The 18,814-nt window shown below is 72.7% G+C and carries 16 protein-coding genes and 1 pseudogene; 10 read left to right on the top strand and 7 right to left on the bottom strand.

Annotated features, from left to right (window positions below):
* Nucleotides 1–472: pseudogene (locus tag AB0F38_RS24610) on the bottom strand (hypothetical protein); the annotation flags it as partial.
* Nucleotides 473–655: 183 nt separating this feature from the next.
* Between AB0F38_RS24610 and AB0F38_RS24605 the strand changes: the two are divergent.
* Nucleotides 656–1,393: a hypothetical protein gene (locus AB0F38_RS24605; protein WP_361897281.1), complete on the top strand. Its 738-nt coding sequence runs from the start codon at nucleotides 656–658 to the stop codon at nucleotides 1,391–1,393.
* Between the two features lie 68 nt (nucleotides 1,394–1,461).
* On the opposite strand, the gene AB0F38_RS24600 is transcribed toward AB0F38_RS24605, so the two are convergent.
* Nucleotides 1,462–2,742 carry a DUF1015 domain-containing protein gene (locus AB0F38_RS24600; RefSeq protein ID WP_361897278.1) on the bottom strand — a complete coding sequence of 427 codons (1,281 nt, stop codon included), beginning with the start codon at nucleotides 2,740–2,742 and terminating at the stop codon, nucleotides 1,462–1,464.
* Between the two features lie 74 nt (nucleotides 2,743–2,816).
* Here AB0F38_RS24600 and AB0F38_RS24595 point away from each other — a divergent pair, with 74 nt between their 5' ends.
* The 4 genes from AB0F38_RS24595 (at nucleotide 2,817) to AB0F38_RS24580 (ending at nucleotide 6,946) form a co-directional block, all read left to right on the top strand.
* Nucleotides 2,817–3,845 carry an HAD-IIA family hydrolase gene (locus AB0F38_RS24595; RefSeq protein WP_361897275.1) on the top strand — a complete coding sequence of 343 codons (1,029 nt, stop codon included), beginning with the start codon at nucleotides 2,817–2,819 and terminating at the stop codon, nucleotides 3,843–3,845.
* A gap of 121 nt (nucleotides 3,846–3,966) precedes the next feature.
* Nucleotides 3,967–4,968 (top strand): iron chelate uptake ABC transporter family permease subunit, encoded by a 1,002-nt coding sequence (locus AB0F38_RS24590; protein WP_361897296.1) that lies wholly within the window; start codon nucleotides 3,967–3,969, stop codon nucleotides 4,966–4,968.
* Nucleotides 4,969–5,045: 77 nt separating this feature from the next.
* Complete coding sequence (locus AB0F38_RS24585) at nucleotides 5,046–6,074, top strand: iron chelate uptake ABC transporter family permease subunit (RefSeq protein WP_361897293.1); 1,029 nt, start codon at nucleotides 5,046–5,048, stop codon at nucleotides 6,072–6,074.
* A gap of 68 nt (nucleotides 6,075–6,142) precedes the next feature.
* Nucleotides 6,143–6,946, top strand: coding sequence for an ABC transporter ATP-binding protein (locus AB0F38_RS24580; protein WP_361897272.1), 804 nt, complete (start codon nucleotides 6,143–6,145; stop codon nucleotides 6,944–6,946).
* A gap of 7 nt (nucleotides 6,947–6,953) precedes the next feature.
* Here AB0F38_RS24580 and AB0F38_RS24575 read toward each other — a convergent pair whose 3' ends face one another.
* Nucleotides 6,954–7,301: an SCP2 sterol-binding domain-containing protein gene (locus AB0F38_RS24575; RefSeq protein ID WP_361897269.1), complete on the bottom strand. Its 348-nt coding sequence runs from the start codon at nucleotides 7,299–7,301 to the stop codon at nucleotides 6,954–6,956.
* Nucleotides 7,302–7,343: 42 nt separating this feature from the next.
* On the opposite strand from AB0F38_RS24575, the gene AB0F38_RS24570 reads away from it, so the two are divergent.
* From AB0F38_RS24570 to AB0F38_RS24550, 5 genes are all read left to right on the top strand, one after another.
* Nucleotides 7,344–7,631, top strand: a complete 288-nt coding sequence (locus tag AB0F38_RS24570) for a hypothetical protein (RefSeq protein WP_361897266.1) — start codon at nucleotides 7,344–7,346, stop codon at nucleotides 7,629–7,631.
* Nucleotides 7,632–7,638: 7 nt separating this feature from the next.
* Nucleotides 7,639–8,454 carry a TlyA family RNA methyltransferase gene (locus AB0F38_RS24565; RefSeq protein WP_361897263.1) on the top strand — a complete coding sequence of 272 codons (816 nt, stop codon included), beginning with the start codon at nucleotides 7,639–7,641 and terminating at the stop codon, nucleotides 8,452–8,454.
* Entirely contained in the window at nucleotides 8,451–9,374 is a 924-nt protein-coding gene (locus AB0F38_RS24560) for an NAD kinase (protein ID WP_361897260.1), read from the top strand. Before AB0F38_RS24565 ends, AB0F38_RS24560 begins: the two co-directional genes overlap by 4 nt.
* A gap of 82 nt (nucleotides 9,375–9,456) precedes the next feature.
* Nucleotides 9,457–11,202 carry a DNA repair protein RecN gene (gene recN, locus AB0F38_RS24555; protein WP_361897257.1) on the top strand — a complete coding sequence of 582 codons (1,746 nt, stop codon included), beginning with the start codon at nucleotides 9,457–9,459 and terminating at the stop codon, nucleotides 11,200–11,202.
* 242 nt (nucleotides 11,203–11,444) lie between these two features.
* Nucleotides 11,445–12,512: a glycosyltransferase family 4 protein gene (locus AB0F38_RS24550; RefSeq protein WP_361897254.1), complete on the top strand. Its 1,068-nt coding sequence runs from the start codon at nucleotides 11,445–11,447 to the stop codon at nucleotides 12,510–12,512.
* Between the two features lie 25 nt (nucleotides 12,513–12,537).
* Here the strand turns inward: AB0F38_RS24550 and AB0F38_RS24545 are convergent, their stop codons facing one another.
* The 4 genes from AB0F38_RS24545 to AB0F38_RS24530 all read right to left on the bottom strand — a co-directional run bounded on the left by AB0F38_RS24545 (nucleotide 12,538) and on the right by AB0F38_RS24530 (nucleotide 18,411).
* Nucleotides 12,538–14,163: a PucR family transcriptional regulator gene (locus tag AB0F38_RS24545; protein WP_361897251.1), complete on the bottom strand. Its 1,626-nt coding sequence runs from the start codon at nucleotides 14,161–14,163 to the stop codon at nucleotides 12,538–12,540.
* Between the two features lie 84 nt (nucleotides 14,164–14,247).
* Nucleotides 14,248–15,645 (bottom strand): FAD-binding oxidoreductase, encoded by a 1,398-nt coding sequence (locus tag AB0F38_RS24540; RefSeq protein ID WP_361897248.1) that lies wholly within the window; start codon nucleotides 15,643–15,645, stop codon nucleotides 14,248–14,250.
* Nucleotides 15,646–15,801: 156 nt separating this feature from the next.
* Nucleotides 15,802–16,344, bottom strand: coding sequence for a DapH/DapD/GlmU-related protein (locus AB0F38_RS24535; protein WP_361897245.1), 543 nt, complete (start codon nucleotides 16,342–16,344; stop codon nucleotides 15,802–15,804).
* A gap of 240 nt (nucleotides 16,345–16,584) precedes the next feature.
* Nucleotides 16,585–18,411: a glycoside hydrolase family 15 protein gene (locus AB0F38_RS24530; RefSeq protein ID WP_361897242.1), complete on the bottom strand. Its 1,827-nt coding sequence runs from the start codon at nucleotides 18,409–18,411 to the stop codon at nucleotides 16,585–16,587.
* Nucleotides 18,412–18,814: the final 403 nt, after the last annotated feature.

Below are 18,814 nucleotides of genomic sequence, written 5' to 3'. Positions count from 1 at the left end.
GCGTCGTGATGACGACCGTGGTGGTTACCGCGGTGGTCAGCAGCGCGACGACCGTGGTGGCCGGCCCACCGGTGGCGGGTTCGAGCGTCGTGACGACCGTCCCCGCGGCCCGCGTCGCGATGACGACCGCCCCAGCAGCGGCGGCTTCCGTCGTGACGACAGCCGGGGTGGTGGCACGGGTGGTGGTGGTTTCCGCCGTGACGACCGTGCCCCGCGTCGTGATGACGACCGTGGTGGTTACCGCGGTGGTCAGCAGCGCGACGACCGTGGTGGCCGGCCCACCGGTGGCGGGTTCGAGCGTCGTGACGATCGCGGCGGCCGGCCCAACGGCGGCGGGTTCGAGCGTCGTGACGACCGTCCCCGCGGCCCGCGTCGCGATGACGACCGCCCCAGCAGCGGCGGCTTCCGCCGCGACGACAACCGTGGCGGTGGCAGCACCGGTGGTGGCTTCCGCCGCGACGACCGCAGCCATGACCGGGACCGTGCGCCGCGTCGTGACAACGACCGGGGCAACGACCGCGGCGGATTCCGTGGGCGGGACGACCGTGGCGGCTATCAGGGCCGCGACGACCGGGACCGCGAGCCGATCAAGCGGCTTCCGATTCCGGACGACGTCACCGGCGACGAGATCGACAAGGACGTCCGTCAGGAGCTGATGAGCCTGCCGAAGACACTTGCCGAGGACGTCGCGCGGAACCTCGTCATGGTCGCCCGTCTGATCGACGAGGATCCCGACCAGGCGTACGCGTACTCCCGTATCGCCCTGCGACTGGCCTCCCGCGTCGCCGCGGTGCGTGAGGCCGCCGGCTTCGCCGCGTACGCCACGCAGAAGTACGCGGAGGCGCTCGCCGAGTTCCGGGCGTCCCGTCGGATGACCGGTTCCGTGGACCTGTGGCCCGTCATGGCCGACTGCGAGCGCGGGCTCGGGCGCCCCGAGCGTGCCATGGCCATGGCCGGCGAGCCCGAGGTGCAGAAGCTGGACAAGGCCGGGCAGGTCGAGATGCGACTGGTCGCCGCCGGAGCGCGTCGGGACATGGGGCAGATCGACGCCGCCATCGTCACGCTGCAGAGCCCCGAGCTCGCCTCCAGCTCCGTCCACTCATGGACGCCGCGCCTGCGGTACGCCTACGCGGACGCGCTCCTGGAAGCAGGGCGTGAGGACGAGGCCCGTGAGTGGTTCGGGAAGGCCCTGGAGGCCGACAAGGACGGTGCGACCGACGCGTCCGACCGGCTCGCAGAGCTCGACGGCGTGGAGTTCGTCGACGTCCTCGGTGACGACGACGAGCAGCCGGCCGCCGCGCCCGCAGCTGAAGCGGCTGAGGACGACGAGGACGACGAGGACGATGTCGCCCCGGACGATGACGACGACGTGGACGGATCCGCGAAGGCGTAGGCACGACGCACCAGCAGGAGGAGGGCGGCACCCGCACGGGTGCCGCCCTCTTCCTGTTCACCGGCCCGTCAGTCGGTGTGAAGGCTCCGCAGGACCAGGCCCGTAGCCGGTTTCGGCCCGAACGACGTCGACTTGCGAGGCATGGTGACGCCCTGCCGGGCCAGGTCCCGGACGACATCCTCCCGTACCGGGTGCATCAGGACCGCCGTGGCATTGTGCCGCTCCGCCTGCTCGACCGCCGCGGCCGTGTCGTGGATGTAGGCGATGTGCTCCGGGGCGTCAGGAATCTGCCAGACGGCATCGAGGAGTGTGGAGTGCAGCACCGTCGCGTCGAGTGCGCGCCAGGCCGCCGGCCGGTCCGCGCGGACCGTGCGGGCCAGCAGCCGCTCGTCCGGCCGGTCGACGAGATGGAAGCGGCCGTCGCCCGCGAGCAGAAAGGCGTTGCCCTCCGCAGCGGCCTCCGCGAGCGCGTCGAGCGCGTGGGAGAGCGGTCCCCCGACGGTCCGCACCCGGAAGCTGTCGCCGAGGGCGGCGATCGCGTCCGCGACCGGGAGGCGGTGAAGCAACCGGTGGATGCCCCGGACCTGCAGGGGGTAGCGGGACGTGTCGACGAGGAGGACCAGCCCGAAGTCCCAGGGGCCCGGGGCCGACTGCTCCTGCTGGAGCCTGAGATAAGTGGCCCAGCGATGGTGGCCGTCGGCGATCAGCGCCTGACGGCGGGCGAGGTCGGACTCGATCTCCGCCTGCTCGGCAGGATCCGTGACGGCCCAGAGGCGGTGGCCGAAGCCGTCCTCGGTCGTCGTGGTGAGGAGCGGCAGGCGCTTCACCACGCGCTCGATGACCGCCGTCGCACCGCTCGGCCCACCGTCGCCGGCATAACTGAGCAGCAGCGGTTCGAAGTGGGCGGCCGCGGTGCGCATCAGGTCGGCGCGGTCCTCCACGACATCGGCCATGACGTCCTCGTGCGGCAGCACGATGCCCTCGGCCGCCGGGGAGAGGGCCAGGGCGCCGATCAGTCCGCGCTGCAGGACGTCGCCCGCCCACTGCTCGTAGACGTAGAGCGCCGGCACGGGGTCCGGGGCGAGGACCCCCTCCGCGAGCCAGCGTTTCAGTGTCTCGGCGGCCTGGCGGTGCCGCTCGGCGGCGTTGCCGGCCTGCGGCAGGATCAGCCGCACGATGTTGTACGGGTCGGCGGACTCCAGGTGGTGCAGTCCGTCGGGCCGTACGACGACGTCGTAAGGGGGTGACGTCACCGCGGCCAGACTGCCGACCCGTTCGGGGACGTACCGCAGGCCGCGGAAGGGGATCAGCCGCAGTCCCTGATCGGCGGCGGGCCCGGATGTGTTCATCCGTGCATCGTATGTGTGTGATCCGGCGATGCGGGATGATCGGGTGAGAAGGATGGAAAGAGGAGCGCAGGCATATGAGTCAGCAGTACAGGTCCCGGCCCCTCGGGAGCGGCGCGGCGCTGAGTGAGGCGTACGACACGGCTCTGCTCGACCTCGACGGGGTGGTGTACGCGGGCGGACACGCGATCCCGCACGCCGTCGAGGCGCTCGGCACCGCGCGGGACGGCGGGATGCGGCTGGCGTATGTGACGAACAACGCCCTGCGGACGCCGGACGCGGTGGCGGAGCATCTGACGGAGCTCGGGGTGCCGGCCGAACCGTCCGACGTGATCACCTCGGCGCAGGCGGTGGCGCGGCTGATGGCCGATCAGCTGCCTTCCGGAGCACGGGTGCTCGTGGTCGGCGGCGACGGGCTGCTGGTCGCGCTGCGCGAGCGGGGCCTGGTGCCGGTGGAGTCGGCGGACGACGACCCGGTCGCGGTGGTGCAGGGGTACGGCGGGCCCGACCTGGCGTGGGGGCGGCTCGCCGAGGCGGCGTACGCGGTCGCGCGCGGGGCTGCGTGGTTCGCCTCCAACACGGACCTGACGATTCCGAGCGCCCGCGGTATCGCGCCGGGCAACGGCGCGGCGGTGGAGGTCGTACGGATAGCCACGGGCGCCGAGCCGCAGGTGGCGGGCAAACCGTTGCCTCCGATGCACCGCGAGACGGTGCTGCGGACCGGGGCCGAGCGGCCGTTGGTCGTCGGAGACCGGCTGGACACGGACATCGAGGGCGCGTTCAACGGGGGTGTCGACTCACTGCTCGTGCTCACCGGGGTGACGGGTGCCGCGCAACTGCTCGCCGCCGAGCCGAAGTACCGGCCGACCTATGTGGACCGGGATCTGCGCGGGCTGCTCACCGGCCAGCCCGGGGTGACGGCGGAGGGCGACGGGATCCGGTGCGGAGGCTGGACGGCCGCGGTGCGCGGGGACGCCCTCGCGCTGGAGGGCGACGGGGAGGCGCTGGACGGGCTGCGGGCCCTGTGCGGGGCGGCGTGGACACACGCCGGCGAAGGTTCGTGCCGGCTCGACGCGGGGAAGGCGCTGGCCAGGCTCGGGCTGTAGCCGGGGGCGTAGGAACCGGACCGAGCGTTGGTGGAGTTAGAGGATAGGCTAACCTAACCTGGTGTTGGTCGAGAATCCCCCCGAATCGAGTGCCGGCCCCGCGGTCGCGCCGGCGAAGCCCCTGCCCGCAGGGCGCCACGCGGTCCGCGCCGCAGGACTTCTGGTCGCTGTGGGAGTCCTGGTGCTCGTGTGTCTCGCGAGTGTCGCGATCGGCGCCAAGGCGTTGCCCCTGGCCGAGGTCTGGCACGGCTTGTTCCACTCCTCGGGGAGCAATGGCGACGTCCTCGTCCGCGAGGTGCGTGTCCCGCGCACCGTGCTCGGGCTGATCGTCGGAGCCGCGCTCGGCCTCGCCGGAGCGGTGATGCAGGCGCTGACCCGTAACCCCCTCGCCGAGCCCGGCCTGCTGGGCGTCAACGCGGGGGCGTCGGCGGCCGTCGTCTCCGCCATCAGCTTCTTCGGCGTGACCTCGCTGACCGGCTACGTCTGGTTCGCGTTCGGCGGTGCGGCGATCGTCTCCGTGGCGGTGTACCTCCTCGGTGGCAGCCGGTCCGCCAACCCCGTACGTCTGGCGCTCGCCGGGACCGCGGTCACCGCGGCCCTTTTCGGCTACGTCAACGCCGTACAGCTGCTGGACGCGGCGGCGCTGGACCGGCTGCGGTTCTGGACCGTCGGATCGCTGGCCTCCGCGAACACGGAGACCGTCGGCAAGGTATGGCCGTTCATCGCGCTCGGCGTACTGATCGCGCTGCTCATCGCCCGGCCGCTGAACGCGCTGGAGATGGGTGACGACACCGCCAAGGCGCTCGGCGCCCATCTGACCCGCACCCGGATCCTCGCGATGGTGGCGGTCACGCTGCTCTGCGGGGCCGCGACCGCCGCCTGCGGGCCGATCGTCTTCATCGGGCTGATGATCCCGCACCTGGTCCGCACCCTCACCGGCCCCGACATGCGATGGATCCTGCCGTACGCGGCCGTCCTCGCGCCCGTGCTGCTGCTCGGCGCGGACGTGGCCGGCCGGGTCGTCGCCCGCCCCTCCGAGCTGCAGGTCGGCATCGTCACCGCGCTGCTCGGCGGGCCGGTCTTCATCCATCTCGTACGACGCAGGAGGATGGCCCAGCTGTGAAGGCCGCACAGGACACCGAGGCCGCACGGAACAGCGGGGCCCGGCAGGACACCGCCACGCGGAACACCACGAGGACGGTGCACGCCGTCCGTACCCCCGGCGGGTTCTCCTTCCGGGTGGACGCACGGGCGTTCACCGTCATCGTGCTGCTCACCGCGGCCGCCGCCGCGGCCGCCGTGGTGCTGATCGGCAGCGGCGACTTCTCCATGACCCCGGGCGAGGTCCTCAGCACACTGTCCGGCCACGGAACGTTCCAGCAGGAGTTCATCGTCACGGACCTGCGCCTGCCGAGGGTCCTGGTCGGACTCCTGGTCGGTGCCGCGCTCGGTGTGGGCGGTGCCGTCTTCCAGAGCGTCTCGCGCAATCCGCTCGGCAGCCCCGACGTGCTCGGCTTCGGCCAGGGCTCCGCGGTCGGCGCCCTCCTCGTGATCGTGCTCCTCCACGGCGGGCCCGCCGAGGTCGCCGCAGGCGCCGTCTGTGGTGGCGTGCTGACCGGTGTCGCCGTCCACCTGCTGGCCTGGAAGCGGGGCGTGCACGGCTACCGGCTCGTCCTCGTCGGCATCGGAGCCGCCGCGATGCTCACCGCCGCGACCCACTACCTGATCACCAAGGCCAATCTCGTCGACGCCACCCGCGCCGTGGTCTGGATGACCGGCTCGCTCGACGGCCGGGACTGGGCGCAGGTCTGGCCGCTGCTCGCGGTCTGCGCCGTGCTCGTCCCCCTGGTGCTGGGCCACGGGCGGGCCCTGCGCATGCTGGAGATGGGCGACGACGCCGCCCACGCCCTGGGCGTACGGGTGGAACGCACGCGGCTCGTCCTGCTGGGCTGCGCCGTGATCCTCGTCGCCGTCGCCACGGCCGCCGCGGGCCCCATCGTCTTCGTCTCGCTGAGTGCCCCGCAGATCGCCCGCCGGCTCACCCGCTCACCCGGCCCCAACCTGGCCGCCGCCGCCTGCACGGGCGCGGCCCTGCTGCTCGTCGCCGACTGGACCGCGATGAACGCCTTCGGGGACCGTCAGCTTCCGGTGGGTGTGGTCACCGGGGTGCTGGGCGGCTGCTACCTGCTGTGGCTCCTGGTGTCCGAGCGCAGGGCGGGACGCATATGAAGCCCGGCCCGCGGGCGAAGTCGCCGGACACCTCGCAGACGCATCCCATCAACTCCGGGAGTACGACCATGCAGCGCCTCACCGCAGACTCGGTGACCCTCGGCTACGACCGGCGGACGATCGCCGAGAACCTCTCGGTCGAGATCCCCGACCGGTCCTTCACCGTGATCGTCGGCCCCAACGCCTGCGGCAAGTCGACCCTGCTGCGCGCACTCTCCCGGATGCTGAAGCCGAGCCGGGGAGAGGTCCTGCTGGACGGGCAGTCCATCCACAGGATGCCCGCGAAGAAGGTCGCCCGGACCCTGGGCCTGCTGCCCCAGTCCTCCATAGCCCCCGACGGCATCACGGTCGCCGACCTCGTCTCGCGCGGCCGCTACCCGCACCAGGGACTGCTGCGCCAGTGGTCGCCCGAGGACGAGCGGATCGTCGTGGAGTCCATGGCGTCGACCGGCGTCGGCGAACTCGCCGACCGCTACGTCGACGAGCTCTCCGGCGGCCAGCGCCAGCGTGTCTGGATCGCCATGGCGCTCGCCCAGCAGACCCCGCTGCTGCTGCTCGACGAGCCGACGACGTATCTCGACATCCAGCACCAGATCGACGTGCTGGACCTCTGCGCGGAACTGCACGAGACCCAGGGCCGCACGCTGGTCGCCGTGCTGCACGACCTGAACCACGCGGCCCGGTACGCCACCCACCTCATCGCCCTGCGCGAAGGCGAGATCGTCGCCGAGGGCGCACCCGGCGACATCGTCACGGCGGAGCTGGTGGAGGAGGTCTTCGGGATGCGGTGCCAGATCATCGACGACCCCGAGACGGGAACGCCGCTCGTGGTCCCGGCCGCCCGCAGGAAGCGGACGGCGGCCGCTGCCTGACCGCCTGTTACAGGAGGGACCTGAGCTTCAGCAGATCGCGGAAGCCCGCCTCCAGCCGGACCCGGCCCGACCCCCAGGCCTTCGCGAAGTTCAGCTCGCCGTTCACCAGGGCCACCAGATCGTCCCCGGTCATCGCGAGCCGGATCTCGGCCTTCTTGCGGGGCGGGCCGTCGACCATGTCGAGCACCCGGATCCGGCCGTTCGTCAGCCGTCCGGTGAACGTCACGTCGAGATCCCTGATGTGGCAGCTCAGCGAGCGGTCGAGGGCGGCAGCGCCGCGTACGTCGCCGTCCGCCGATGCCAGGTTGCCGGAAAGTGTGTCGAGTGCACTGCGGCACTCCGCCATGGTCGCCATCGTCACCGACGGTACCCCAGCGCTTCGCGGTAGCGTTTCGGCATGAGCGACTGGATGCCGGAGCCGGAGACGCAGCCCGAGGCCACACCCGTGCCCCCCGCGCCCACCTACGACACCGCCCCGCCCGCCCCGCTCGGTGTCACACGGACCCCCACCGGGCATGCCGGAGTGGACGCGCGGCTGGAACGCCTGGCCGACGCCGACCACCTCCCGGCGGACGGGCACACCGAGGTGTACGAGGATGTACACCGTGGGCTGCGCGACGAGCTGACCGCGCTGGACGCCCGGCCCGCACCCGCACCGACGCCCAGTGACGACAACAGGAGCTGAACCCAACGTGGCAGGAGTGGCACGTCGCCGCCTCGACGCCGAGCTGGTACGCCGCAAGCTGGCCCGCTCGCGCGAGCACGCGAGCCAGCTGATCGCAGCGGGGCGGGTGACCGTCGGCGGCAACACCGCGACCAAACCCGCCACCCAGGTCGAGACCAGCGCGGCCGTCGTCGTGACCAAGGACGACAGCGATCCCGAGTACGTCTCGCGCGGCGGGCACAAACTCGCGGGTGCGCTCGCCGCCTTCGGTCCGCTCGGGCTGACCGTGGAGGGAAGGCGGGCGCTGGACGCCGGGGCGTCGACCGGGGGCTTCACCGATGTGCTGCTGCGGGCCGGGGCCGGCCACGTCGTGGCCGTGGACGTCGGCTACGGACAGCTCGCCTGGTCGCTGCAGTCCGATGAACGCGTCACCGTCAAGGACCGCACCAACGTGAGGGAACTGACGCTGGAGCAGATCGACGGGAAGGCGGTGGACCTGGTCGTGGGTGATCTGTCGTTCATCCCGCTGGGCCTCGTGCTGCCGGCCCTCGCGCGCTGCGCCGCCCCGGACGCGGACCTGGTCCTCATGGTCAAGCCGCAGTTCGAGGTGGGCAAGGAGCGTCTCGGCAGCGGCGGTGTGGTCCGCAGCCCCGAGCTGCGGGCCGAGGCGGTACGCGAAGTGGCGCGCCGGGCCGGTCTGCTGGGCCTCGGTGTCCGGGGAGTCACGGCGAGCCCGCTGCCCGGGCCGTCGGGAAATGTCGAATACTTTCTGTGGCTGCGGGCCGGAGCACCTGAACTGGATCCCGCGGATGTCGACCGTGCAGTGGCGGAGGGGCCTCGTTGACGACGCATGCGGCACAACCCGAGAACGCGGCGCGAACCGTTTTCCTGCTGGCGCACACCGGCCGTCCGGCCGCGATCCGCAGCGCCGAGCTCGTCGTCCGGGGCCTGCTCCGGCACGGCCTCGGCGTCCGGGTGCTGGCCGTGGAGGCGGCGGACCTGCCGCTGCCGCCGTCCGTGGTGACGGTCACGGACGCCACACCCGCGGCGGTGGACGGCTGTGAACTGCTGATCGTGCTGGGCGGGGACGGCACACTGCTGCGCGGCGCCGAGATCTCCCGCGCCTCCGGCGTACCGATGCTCGGCGTCAACCTCGGACGGGTCGGCTTCCTCGCCGAGGCCGAGCGCGACGACCTGGACAAGGTCGTCGACCGCGTCGTCACCCGGGCCTACGAGGTCGAGGAGCGGATGACGCTCGACGTCCTCGTGCACAGCAACGGCGACATCGTGCACACCGACTGGGCGCTCAACGAGGCGGCCGTGCAGAAGGTCTCGCCCGAACGGATGCTGGAGGTCGTCCTGGAGATCGACGGCCGCCCGGTGACCGGGTTCGGGTGTGACGGCATCGTCTGCGCCACCCCGACCGGATCGACCGCGTACGCCTTCTCGGCGGGCGGCCCCGTCGTCTGGCCCGAGGTCGAGGCCCTCCTGATGGTGCCGATCAGCGCCCACGCGCTGTTCGCCAAGCCGCTGGTGACCTCGCCCACGTCGGTCCTGGCCGTGGAGGTCCAGCCGCACACCCCGCACGGGGTCCTGTGGTGCGACGGGCGCAGGACCGTCGAGCTGCCCGCGGGAGCCAGGGTCGAGGTACGGCGCGGAGCGGTGCCCGTACGGCTGGCACGGCTGCACCACGCCTCGTTCACGGACCGTCTGGTCGCCAAGTTCGCGCTCCCCGTCCAGGGCTGGCGGGGCGCGCCGCACTGAGCGGCGAAGAGCCCTCGCCGCCCGGGAGAGTGAACGGAACGCCGGGGGCCTTGGCGAACCCGTCCCCGGACCTCGTAAGGTCATGTCCGTGTTGGAGGAGATGCGGATACGGTCGCTCGGAGTCATCGACGACGCGGTGGTGGAGCTGTCACCCGGTTTCACCGCGGTGACGGGCGAGACCGGCGCGGGCAAGACCATGGTCGTCACCAGCCTCGGGCTGCTGCTCGGCGGGCGCGCCGATCCCGCCCTCGTGCGGGTCGGTGCCAAGACCGCGGTCGTCGAGGGGCGGATCACGGTGTCCGAGGGCGACGCGGCCGCGCTGCGCGCCGAGGAGGCCGGGGGCGAGATCGAGGACGGTGCGCTGCTCATCAGCCGTACGGTGTCGGCGGAAGGACGCTCCAGGGCCCATCTCGGGGGCAGATCAGTGCCCGTGGGAGTCCTCGCCGAGCTCGCCGACGAACTCGTCGCCGTGCACGGCCAGACCGACCAGCAGGGACTTCTCAAGCCCGCGCGGCAGCGGGGGGCCCTGGACCGGTACGCGGGCGACGGCGTCGCGGTCCCGCACGCCACGTACGCTGCGGCCTACCGGCGGCTGCGCGCCGTCGTCGTGGAGCTCGACGAGCTGACCACCCGGGCCCGGGAGCGAGCCCAGGAGGCGGATCTGCTGCGCTTCGGCCTCGCCGAGGTGGCCGCCGTCGAGCCGCTGGCCGGGGAGGACACCGAGCTCGCCGCCGAGGCCGAACGCCTCGGCCACGCCGAGGCCCTCGCCTCCGCCGCCGCGCTCGCCCACGGGGCGCTCGCCGGCGATCCGGAGGACCAGGAGGGCGTGGACGCCACCACCGTGGTGGCGGCCGCAGGACGGTCCCTGGACGCCGTACGGGCCCATGACCCGGCACTGGCCGCGCTCGCCGACCGGATCGGCGAGATCTCGATCCTGCTCGCCGACGTGGCCGGGGAACTCGCCGGGTACGCCGATCAGCTGGACGCCGACCCGCTGCGGCTCGCCGCCGTCGAGGAGAGGCGTGCGGCGCTCACCGCGCTCACCCGCAAGTACGGCCAGGACATCACCGCCGTGCTCGGCTGGGCCGAGGAGGGCGCCGCCCGGCTGACCGAGCTCGAGGGCGACGACGACCGGATCGGTGAGCTGACGGCCGAGCGCGACGCGCTGCGCGCCGAGCTCTCCGTGCTCGGGCAGACGCTGACCGACGCGCGTACCGAGGCGGCGGCGCGCTTCGCCGGAGCGGTGACCGAGGAGCTGGCGTCGCTCGCGATGCCGCACGCCCGGGTCTCCTTCGCCATCCGGCAGACCGAGGCGGTGGACGAGGCGTCCGGCATCGACATCGGCGGCCGGAGCGTGGTCTACGGTCCGTCCGGCGCCGACGAGGTCGAGCTCCTGCTGGCACCGCACCCCGGGGCCCAGCCCCGGCCGATCGCCAAGGGCGCGTCGGGCGGTGAGCTGTCCCGGGTGATGCTCGCCGTGGAGGTCGTCTTCGCGGGCTCCGATCCGGTACCGACGTATCTCTTCGACGAGGTCGACGCGGGCGTCGGCGGCAAGGCGGCCGTCGAGGTCGGCCGGCGGCTCGCCAAGCTCGCCAGGTCCGCACAGGTCGTGGTGGTCACGCACCTGCCCCAGGTGGCGGCCTTCGCCGACCGGCAGCTGCTGGTCGAGAAGACGGTGGACGGCTCGGTGACCAGGAGCGGCGTCACCGTCCTGGAGGGCGAGGACCGGGTGCGCGAACTCTCCCGGATGCTGGCGGGCCAGGAGGACTCGGAGACGGCCAGGGCGCACGCCGAGGAGCTGCTGGAGACCGCGCGGGCGGACGGGTAGCGGCTTCCGGAGAGCGCCCGGGGCAGGGTCGCGCCCCCCGCCCGGACTCCGTCCCAGGGCGGGTTCCGGGCATGATCGATGTCAATTTCACGCCACCGAACTCACTCGTACGGGTGGGGTGCTCTTCTCTTCGTCGCCGCGTGGACGGGAACAACGTTTCGTCAGTCCCGGAACGTGCGTACGGACTGGCATCCTTGGCGCTGTACATTCCGCCGACTCGGGAGCCCCGGGAGCCATTCGACGTGTCACAGCTGCGTACGGTCCAAGTCCTGGGCGGCGGTGCCGGAAGCAGCGCTCATGTCACCTCGCTCACCGCAGGTCTGGTCGCCAGAGGGGTGCAGGTCACCGTCTGCGCCCCGGCCGGTACGGACCGCGCCCACGACTTCCCCGCGCTCGGCGCCCGCTTCACCCCCGTACCCCGGCGCAGTGACCCCGCGGCCGTCGCCGCGCTGCGCGCCGCGTGCGCGGACGCGGACGTCGTCCACGCGCACGGGCTGCACGCCGCCGTGCGCGCCGGGATCGCGCTCAGCGGCCGCACCACCCCCTTGGTCGTGACCTGGCGCACCCGCGCCCACGCCGAGGGCGCCCGCGGCGGACTGCTGCGCCTGCTGGAGCGAAGGGCCGCCCGCGCGGCCGCCGTTGTGCTGGGTGCCTCCTCGGATCTGGTCGACCGGGCCCGGCGCCGAGGTGCCAGGGACGCACGGCTCGCGCCGCTCGCGATCCCGGCGAGCCCCGGCACCGATCCGGACGGCAAGGTGCGCGTCGAACTGGGCGCGATGGACAGGCCGTTGATCGTCTCGGCGGGCAGCCTCCAGCCGCACCACGGCTACGACACGCTGCTGGACGCCGCCCGCGAGTGGCGGACACTGGACCCCGTACCCCTGCTGGTCGTCGTAGGGGAGGGGCGCCGGACCGCGGCCCTGCAGCGGAGGATCACGGACGAGGGGCTGCCCGTCGTCCTCACCGGCTGCCGCGGCGACCTCGCCGGCGTCCTCGCCGTCGCCGACCTGGCCGTGCTGCCCGGCCGCGGCGAGGCCCGGCCGGTGCTCGCGCAGGAGGCGTTGCGGCTCGGCGTTCCGCTGGTCGCCGCCGAGGCCGGCGGACTGCTCGAACTCGTCGGCGACGCGGCAGAGCTGGTGCCGTACGGCGACGCGGAGGCCCTGGCCGGCACCGTCGTCGCGCTCCTCGCCGCCCCGGAGCGGCGGGAGCGGCTCGCCGAGGCGGGGCGGATACAGGCCGCGGACTGGCCGACCGAGGACGACACCATCGCCCATGTGCTCGCCGTATACGACGAGTTGACGCAGCCGTAGGCGACCGTGCGTGCGCACCTGGGTCTCAGAGCGTGTGGCGACGGGCCCGCAGGGCCAGACTCAGGGCCAGCACCGTCTGCGGGTCGTCCAGGTCGGTGCCGAGCAGCTCCCCGATGCGGGCCAGCCGGTTGTAGAGCGTCTGCCGGTTCAGATGCAGTTCACGCGCGGCCTCCGCCTTGCGGCCCGCATGGGCGATGTACGCCTCCAGCGTGGGCAGCAGCGCGGGACGCGAGGTCCGGTCGTGCTCGCGCAGCGGCCCGATCGCCCGGTCCACGAACGACGCCAGATCCGGATGGTCCCGCAACCGCCACAGCAGCAGATCGACGTCGAGCCGCCGCGCGTCGTACCAGGGCAGCTCCCCGAGCCCCTGCGCGGCCGTCGCCGCCTCCGCCGCGTGCCGCAGCCCCGCTCCCGCCGCCGCCCAGCCGCCCGCCGCCCCGACCACGACGACCGGCGCGCGGTCCCCGGCCCGCGTCTGGCCGGCCCGTTCCACGCCCGCCCGCAGCGCCGCCGCCACCCGGTCCGCGAGCGCCGTTCGCCCCGTCCCGGGGCGCAGCGCCAGCAGCAGCGGAATCCTGCCCTCCACGGGCCGTACACCCAGCAGCACCGGCACGCCCATCGCCGACAGCTCCTCCATCACGGCCCGTGCCAGCAGCGCCCAGCTGCCCGACGGCGCCGACTCGGGCGCGAGCCGCATCACCACCGGGAGCAGCGGATCCCCGCCCGGCCGGAACCCCAGCACCCCGGCCTGCGCGGGCGCGTCCTCGGGCGCGATCCGCCCTTCGGAGAGATCGGTGAGGAAGTCACCGCGTCCCCGTGCCGCGAGCTCCTCCTCCTGACGGGCCTGCATCAGGACGACGGCGAGGATGCCCGCCGCCCGCTCGGCCGCCATGCGGTGCACCGCCAGCAGCGGCCCCGACACGGCGAGCAGCACCAGCCGAGCCCGCAGCGAACCGGTTCCCCGGCCGCCGCCCGGCACTTCCACCAGGACCGTCCCGGCCGGCGGGGACTCGCGGACCCCACGGCCGCCGCGCAGCCCCTCCCAGACCTGCAGCGGATCGGTGCCCACCGGCCCGGTCCCGGTGCCCGCCGCGTACAACAGCCGGCCGTCCGGGGTCTCCAGGAAGACCGGGTTGGCGGTGAAGTCCGCCAGGATTCCCAGGACCTGAGGCACCCCGCCGCCGCCGAGCACCGCCTGTGTGCAGCGCCGGTGCACCTCCTCGGCCCGCTGGAGCAGCGCGTAGTGCCCGTTGACGATCTCGGTGTGGATCTCCTCCGTCACCGCGACGAAGGGCACCTCGCGGTGCAGCTGTACGAGCGGCAGCCCCGCCGCCCGCGCGGCGTCCACGATCGCCGCAGGCAGCCGGCTGAAGCGCGGCCCGAGCTCCACCACCAGGGCGGCGATGCCCCGGTCGGCCAGCCGGCGGACGAAGGCGCGCTGCTCGGCGGGGCGCGAGCCGAGACCCAGCCCCGTCGTCAGCAGCAGCTCACCCCCCTTGAGCAGGGAGGCGATGTTCGGGGCCTCACCGGCGTGCACCCAGCGCACCGTACGCTCCAGCCGGTCCTCGCAGGCCAGCACCTCAGGGAGCCCGCCGCGCAGCCCCGGCAGCTCCAGCGCCCGCCGCACGGTGATCCCGCCCTCTGTCTCCACTGGCTCCGGCCTCGTGCTTCCACTCGCCTACGACGACGGGGCGGAATGCCCCGGTCAGGAAGCTACCGGGCCCGGCGGGCGGCGTCACACCACGGCGACGGACGGCTTCACGTTGTGGTTCAGGTGGAACACGTTCCCGGGGTCGTACCGGGCCTTGACCGCGGCCAGCCGCTCGTAGTTCTCCTCACCGAACCCGGCGACGACCCGCTCCTGGCCCTCGCGCCCGATGAAGTTCAGATACACGGCGCCGTTCGCCCAGGGCCGCACGGCCGCACGCACCTCGCGCACCCAGGCCTTGCCCGGTTCGTCCTGCGCCGCGGTCTCCCAGATCCCGAACGGGTGCACGGCCCAGGGAGACGAACGCCACGGGACCGGGAAGCCGCCGGACTCCCGGGCCACCTGACCGCCCAGCGGGAACAGCACATGCTGCGAACCGGAGGGGACGGGCATCGCCTCGGCGGTCGAGCAGAACGCGGCGACCGCCTCGTCGGGGAAGGAGTCCAGGTACTCGGCGGACCAGTAGTTCCGCATCCCCGGGGGGTCGTCGAGCATGCACTGCAGATCCGCGTACGGAATCTCCGTGATGAGCTCCGACTCGCGGTTCAGCGCGAGCAGCGGGGCGGCCACGTCGCGGGCCTCCGCCTCCGTCCCCGCGTAGGTGACCAGGATCGCGCAGGCGAGCCGGCCCACCAGGTGCTCGGGCACGAACTCCTCGGGCGGACCGGTGAGATAGAGGCAGCCGCCGCCCGCACCGTCCGGTGCGGACTCCATCAGATCCCGGTACGTGCGCACCGCCAGAGGGCCGTCCTCGGCGCGGAAGAGCAGCAGCATCATGGTCAGGACGGGCAGTTCGTGCAGGCGCAGGGTGAGGGACGTGACGACGCCGAAATTGCCGCCGCCGCCGTGCAGGGCCCAGAAGAGGTCGGGGTTCTCGTCCGCCGTGGCGTGTACGCTCCCGCCGTCCGCGGTGACCAGGTCGGCGGCCAGCAGATTGTCGCAGGCCAGCCCGAACTTGCGCTCCAGCCAGCCGGATCCGCCGCCCAGGGTGAAACCGCCGACCCCGGTGGTGGAGACCCGGCCCCCCGTGGTCGCCAGGGCGTACGGCTGCGTGGCCCGGTCCAGATCACTCATGACGGCCCCGCCCCCGACGCGGGCCGTCCCGTTGTCCGGGTCGACGGTGACGGCGTGCATGCGCCGCAGGTCGACCACCAGGCCGCCCTCGCTCAGCGACATCCCGGACACACTGTGCCCGCCGCCGCGCACCGCGACCTCCAGGCCGTGCTCGCGGGCGAAGCGCAGCGCCCGCACCACGTCGGCCTCGGCGGCACACTCGACCACCACCGCGGGTCTGCGGTCGATCATGCTGTTGAAGACGGTGCGGGCCTCGTCGTAGCCCGGGTCGCCGGGCACGAGGGCCTCACCGGCGAGATCGCTGCGGAGGCCGGTCAGACCGGAGTCCGCCAAAGGTTCGCGAAGCGTCATCGTTCCCCCTTCGCAGGGCGTGGCAGAACCCTTCCATGGTAGGCGGGGCCGCGGACATCGGCCGTCCCACAGGTCCTGTCGCGCACCCTGATCCGTACGTTCCACCCGTCAGCCGGCCGGCGCCCGCCGCGACGCCGGTCCGTCACCCCGGACCGGTCACCACCGCCGGTTCACGGCTGCCTTGCTGCCGGTCACCAGGCTTGCCGGCGGCACGTCATCGGTCACGACCGCGCCGGCGGCCACCACGGCATCACGGCCGATGCTGACGCCGGGAAGGATCGTGGCGCCGGCGCCGATCCACACGTTCTCCGCCACATCGATGGGCCCGCCGCTCAGCCACCCCCGCCGCTCCTCAGGATCGACCGGATGACCGACGGTGATGAAGGTCGCCTTCGGCCCGACCATCACCCGCTCGCCGAGCCGGATGCCGGCGTAGTCCAGGAACGTGCAGTTCTGGTTGATGAACACGCGGTCCGCGAGGTCCAGACGAAGGCCGTGGTCCGTGTAGAAGGGCGGGTAGATCGTGACTCTGCTCGACAGCGGCCCGCCGAGGATCTGTTCGAACAGCTCTGCCTTGCCCGCCTCGTCCTCGAAGGGCAGGACGTTCAGGCGGGAGGTGAGCTCGGTGACCCGCAGGACCCTCTCGGCCATGGCCCGGAACTCGGCGCTGTGGATGCGCATGAGACGGTCGCTGGACACGCCACGATCCTTTCAGGCGGCTGCTGGTAGCCCTGCCGCAGGCAGCCGGCCGTGTCACACCCCGGCGAGGTGTCCTGCCCCGGCCACGCACGCGGACGACGGACCGGGGCAGTGCCCGTACAGCGGGCGGGGAAGCACTCGCTCACGGGGCGGGAATCCCGTCCCCCCGTCCTCCCGGCCACGCGGTGGACCTCACCGGTGGGAAGAACGAGGACACGGGATCCGGGATCCCGCACCGGGTCAGCCGACGTACGCCCCGCTCGCCGTGAGCCGCAGGGCCGTGTCGATCAGCGGAACATGGCTGAACGCCTGCGGGAAGTTCCCCACCTGGCGCTGCAGCCGCGCGTCCCACTCCTCGGCAAGCAGCCCCAGGTCGTTGCGCAGGGACAGCAGCTTCTCGAAGAGCTGGCGGGCCTCGTCGACCCGGCCGATCATCGCGAGGTCGTCGGCCAGCCAGAACGAGCAGGCCAGGAACGCGCCCTCGTCGCCCTCCAGTCCGTCCACCCCGGCGTTCTCACCGGCCGTGGGGTAGCGCAGGACGAAGCCGTCCTCCGTGGACAGCTCCCGCTGGATCGCCTCGATGGTGCCGATGACCCGCTTGTCGTCGGGCGGGAGGAATCCCATCTGCGGAATCAGCAGCAGGGAGGCGTCCAGCTCCTTCGACCCGTAGGACTGGGTGAAGGTGTTGCGCTCCTTGTCGTAGCCCCGCTCGCAGACATCGCGGTGGATGTCCTCGCGCAGCCTCAGCCACCGCTCCAGCGGCCCGTCGGTGTCCCCGGACTCGATCAGCTTGATGGTGCGGTCGACCGCGACCCAGGCCATCACCTTGGAGTGCACGAAGTGCCGACGCGGCCCGCGTACCTCCCAGATGCCCTCGTCCGGCTCCTCCCAGTGCTTCTCCAGGTACTCGATCAGCTTGAGCTGCAGGCCCATCGCGTAGTCGTTGCGGGTCAGACCGGTCATGTGCGCCAGATGGAGCGCCTCGGTGACCTCGCCGTACACGTCGAGCTGAAGCTGGTTCGCCGCGCCGTTGCCGACCCGGACCGGGCCGGAGCTCTCGTAACCGGGCAGCCAGTCCAGCTCCGCCTCGCCGAGCTCCCGCTCACCCGCGATGCCGTACATGATCTGCAGGTTCTCCGGGTCACCCGCGACGGCCCGCAGCAGCCACTCACGCCAGGCGCGGGCCTCCTCGCGGTAGCCGGTGCGCAGCAGGGAGGAGAGGGTGATCGCCGCGTCACGCAGCCACGTGTAGCGGTAGTCCCAGTTGCGCGAGCCGCCGATGTCCTCCGGCAGGGAGGTGGTCGGCGCGGCCACGATGCCACCGGTCGGCGCGTAGGTGAGCGCCTTCAGGGTGATCAGCGAGCGGACGACCGCCTCGCGGTAGGGGCCGTGGTACGTGCACTGCTCGACCCACTCGCGCCAGAAGTTCTCCGTCGCCTCCAGCGAACCCTCGGGGTCCGGCAGGGCGGGCGGCTCGTGGTGCGAGGGCTGCCAGCTGATCGTGAACGCGATGCGGTCGCCGGGGGCAACGGTGAAGTCGGAGTACGTCGTCAGATTCCGGCCGTAGGTATCGGCCTGGGTGTCCAGCCAGACCGAGTCGGGGCCCGCGACGGCGACCGTACGGCCGTCCACCTTGTGCACCCACGGGGTCACCCGCCCGTAGCTGAAGCGCATCCGCAGCTCCGAGCGCATCGGCACCCGGCCGCTGACGCCCTCCACGATCCGGATCAGCTGGGGGGCGCCGTCACGCGGCGGCATGAAGTCGGTCACGCGGACCGTGCCGCGCGGGGTGTCCCATTCCGATTCCAGGACGAGCGAGTCGCCCCGGTAGCGGCGCCGGTCCGCAGCGGCGGGCTGTGCCCCCTCCGGGCGGGCGGGTCCAAGACGCCAGAACCCGTGTTCCTCCGTGCCGAGAAGCCCGGCGAAAACTGCATGGGAATCGAAGCGGGGCAGGCACAGCCAGTCTGCTGTGCCGTCCCGGCAGACCAGGGCTGCGGTCTGCATGTCTCCGATGAGTGCGTAATCCTCGATGCGCCCGGCCACGTGCGTCTCCAGTCGAACGGCCATGTCGCCCCGAAGGGCGCTTACTGCTGGTCAAGGGGTCGTTGTAGTACAACCGACGAGCTCTTGCACGGGTGAGCGGGCTGGGGTGGTGCCGCTGGGCCGGCCAACTCGGCAGCGAGTGTCCGAGCAGGATACGACGCACCCGGGGGTTCCGCGCGACTGTCCACCAGTTGTTGCAACCTGTGACATGCGAATGGGTAGGACCTGGGACGACTTCGGTGATCTTGTGCCGAGCGTGTGCGAGGTGTGGCCGGAAGCGACCCCTCCTCGTCGCTGTTACCCTGGTAGCCCGTGGACCGGTGGTCGTCCCGACAGTGGACGAGGCCCCCGAACCGCAGCGACGGCGCCTCCGGAATTCTCCGTACGGCACGCCGGTACGCACCTCACGATCGCGACCACGGGAGCC

Origin of the sequence: Streptomyces sp. NPDC025273, assembly GCF_040638585.1 — a bacterium.
In the GTDB taxonomy this organism is placed as follows: Bacteria; Actinomycetota; Actinomycetes; order Streptomycetales; family Streptomycetaceae; genus Streptomyces; species Streptomyces cinereorectus.
This window is presented reverse-complemented; position numbering and strand designations above follow the sequence as displayed.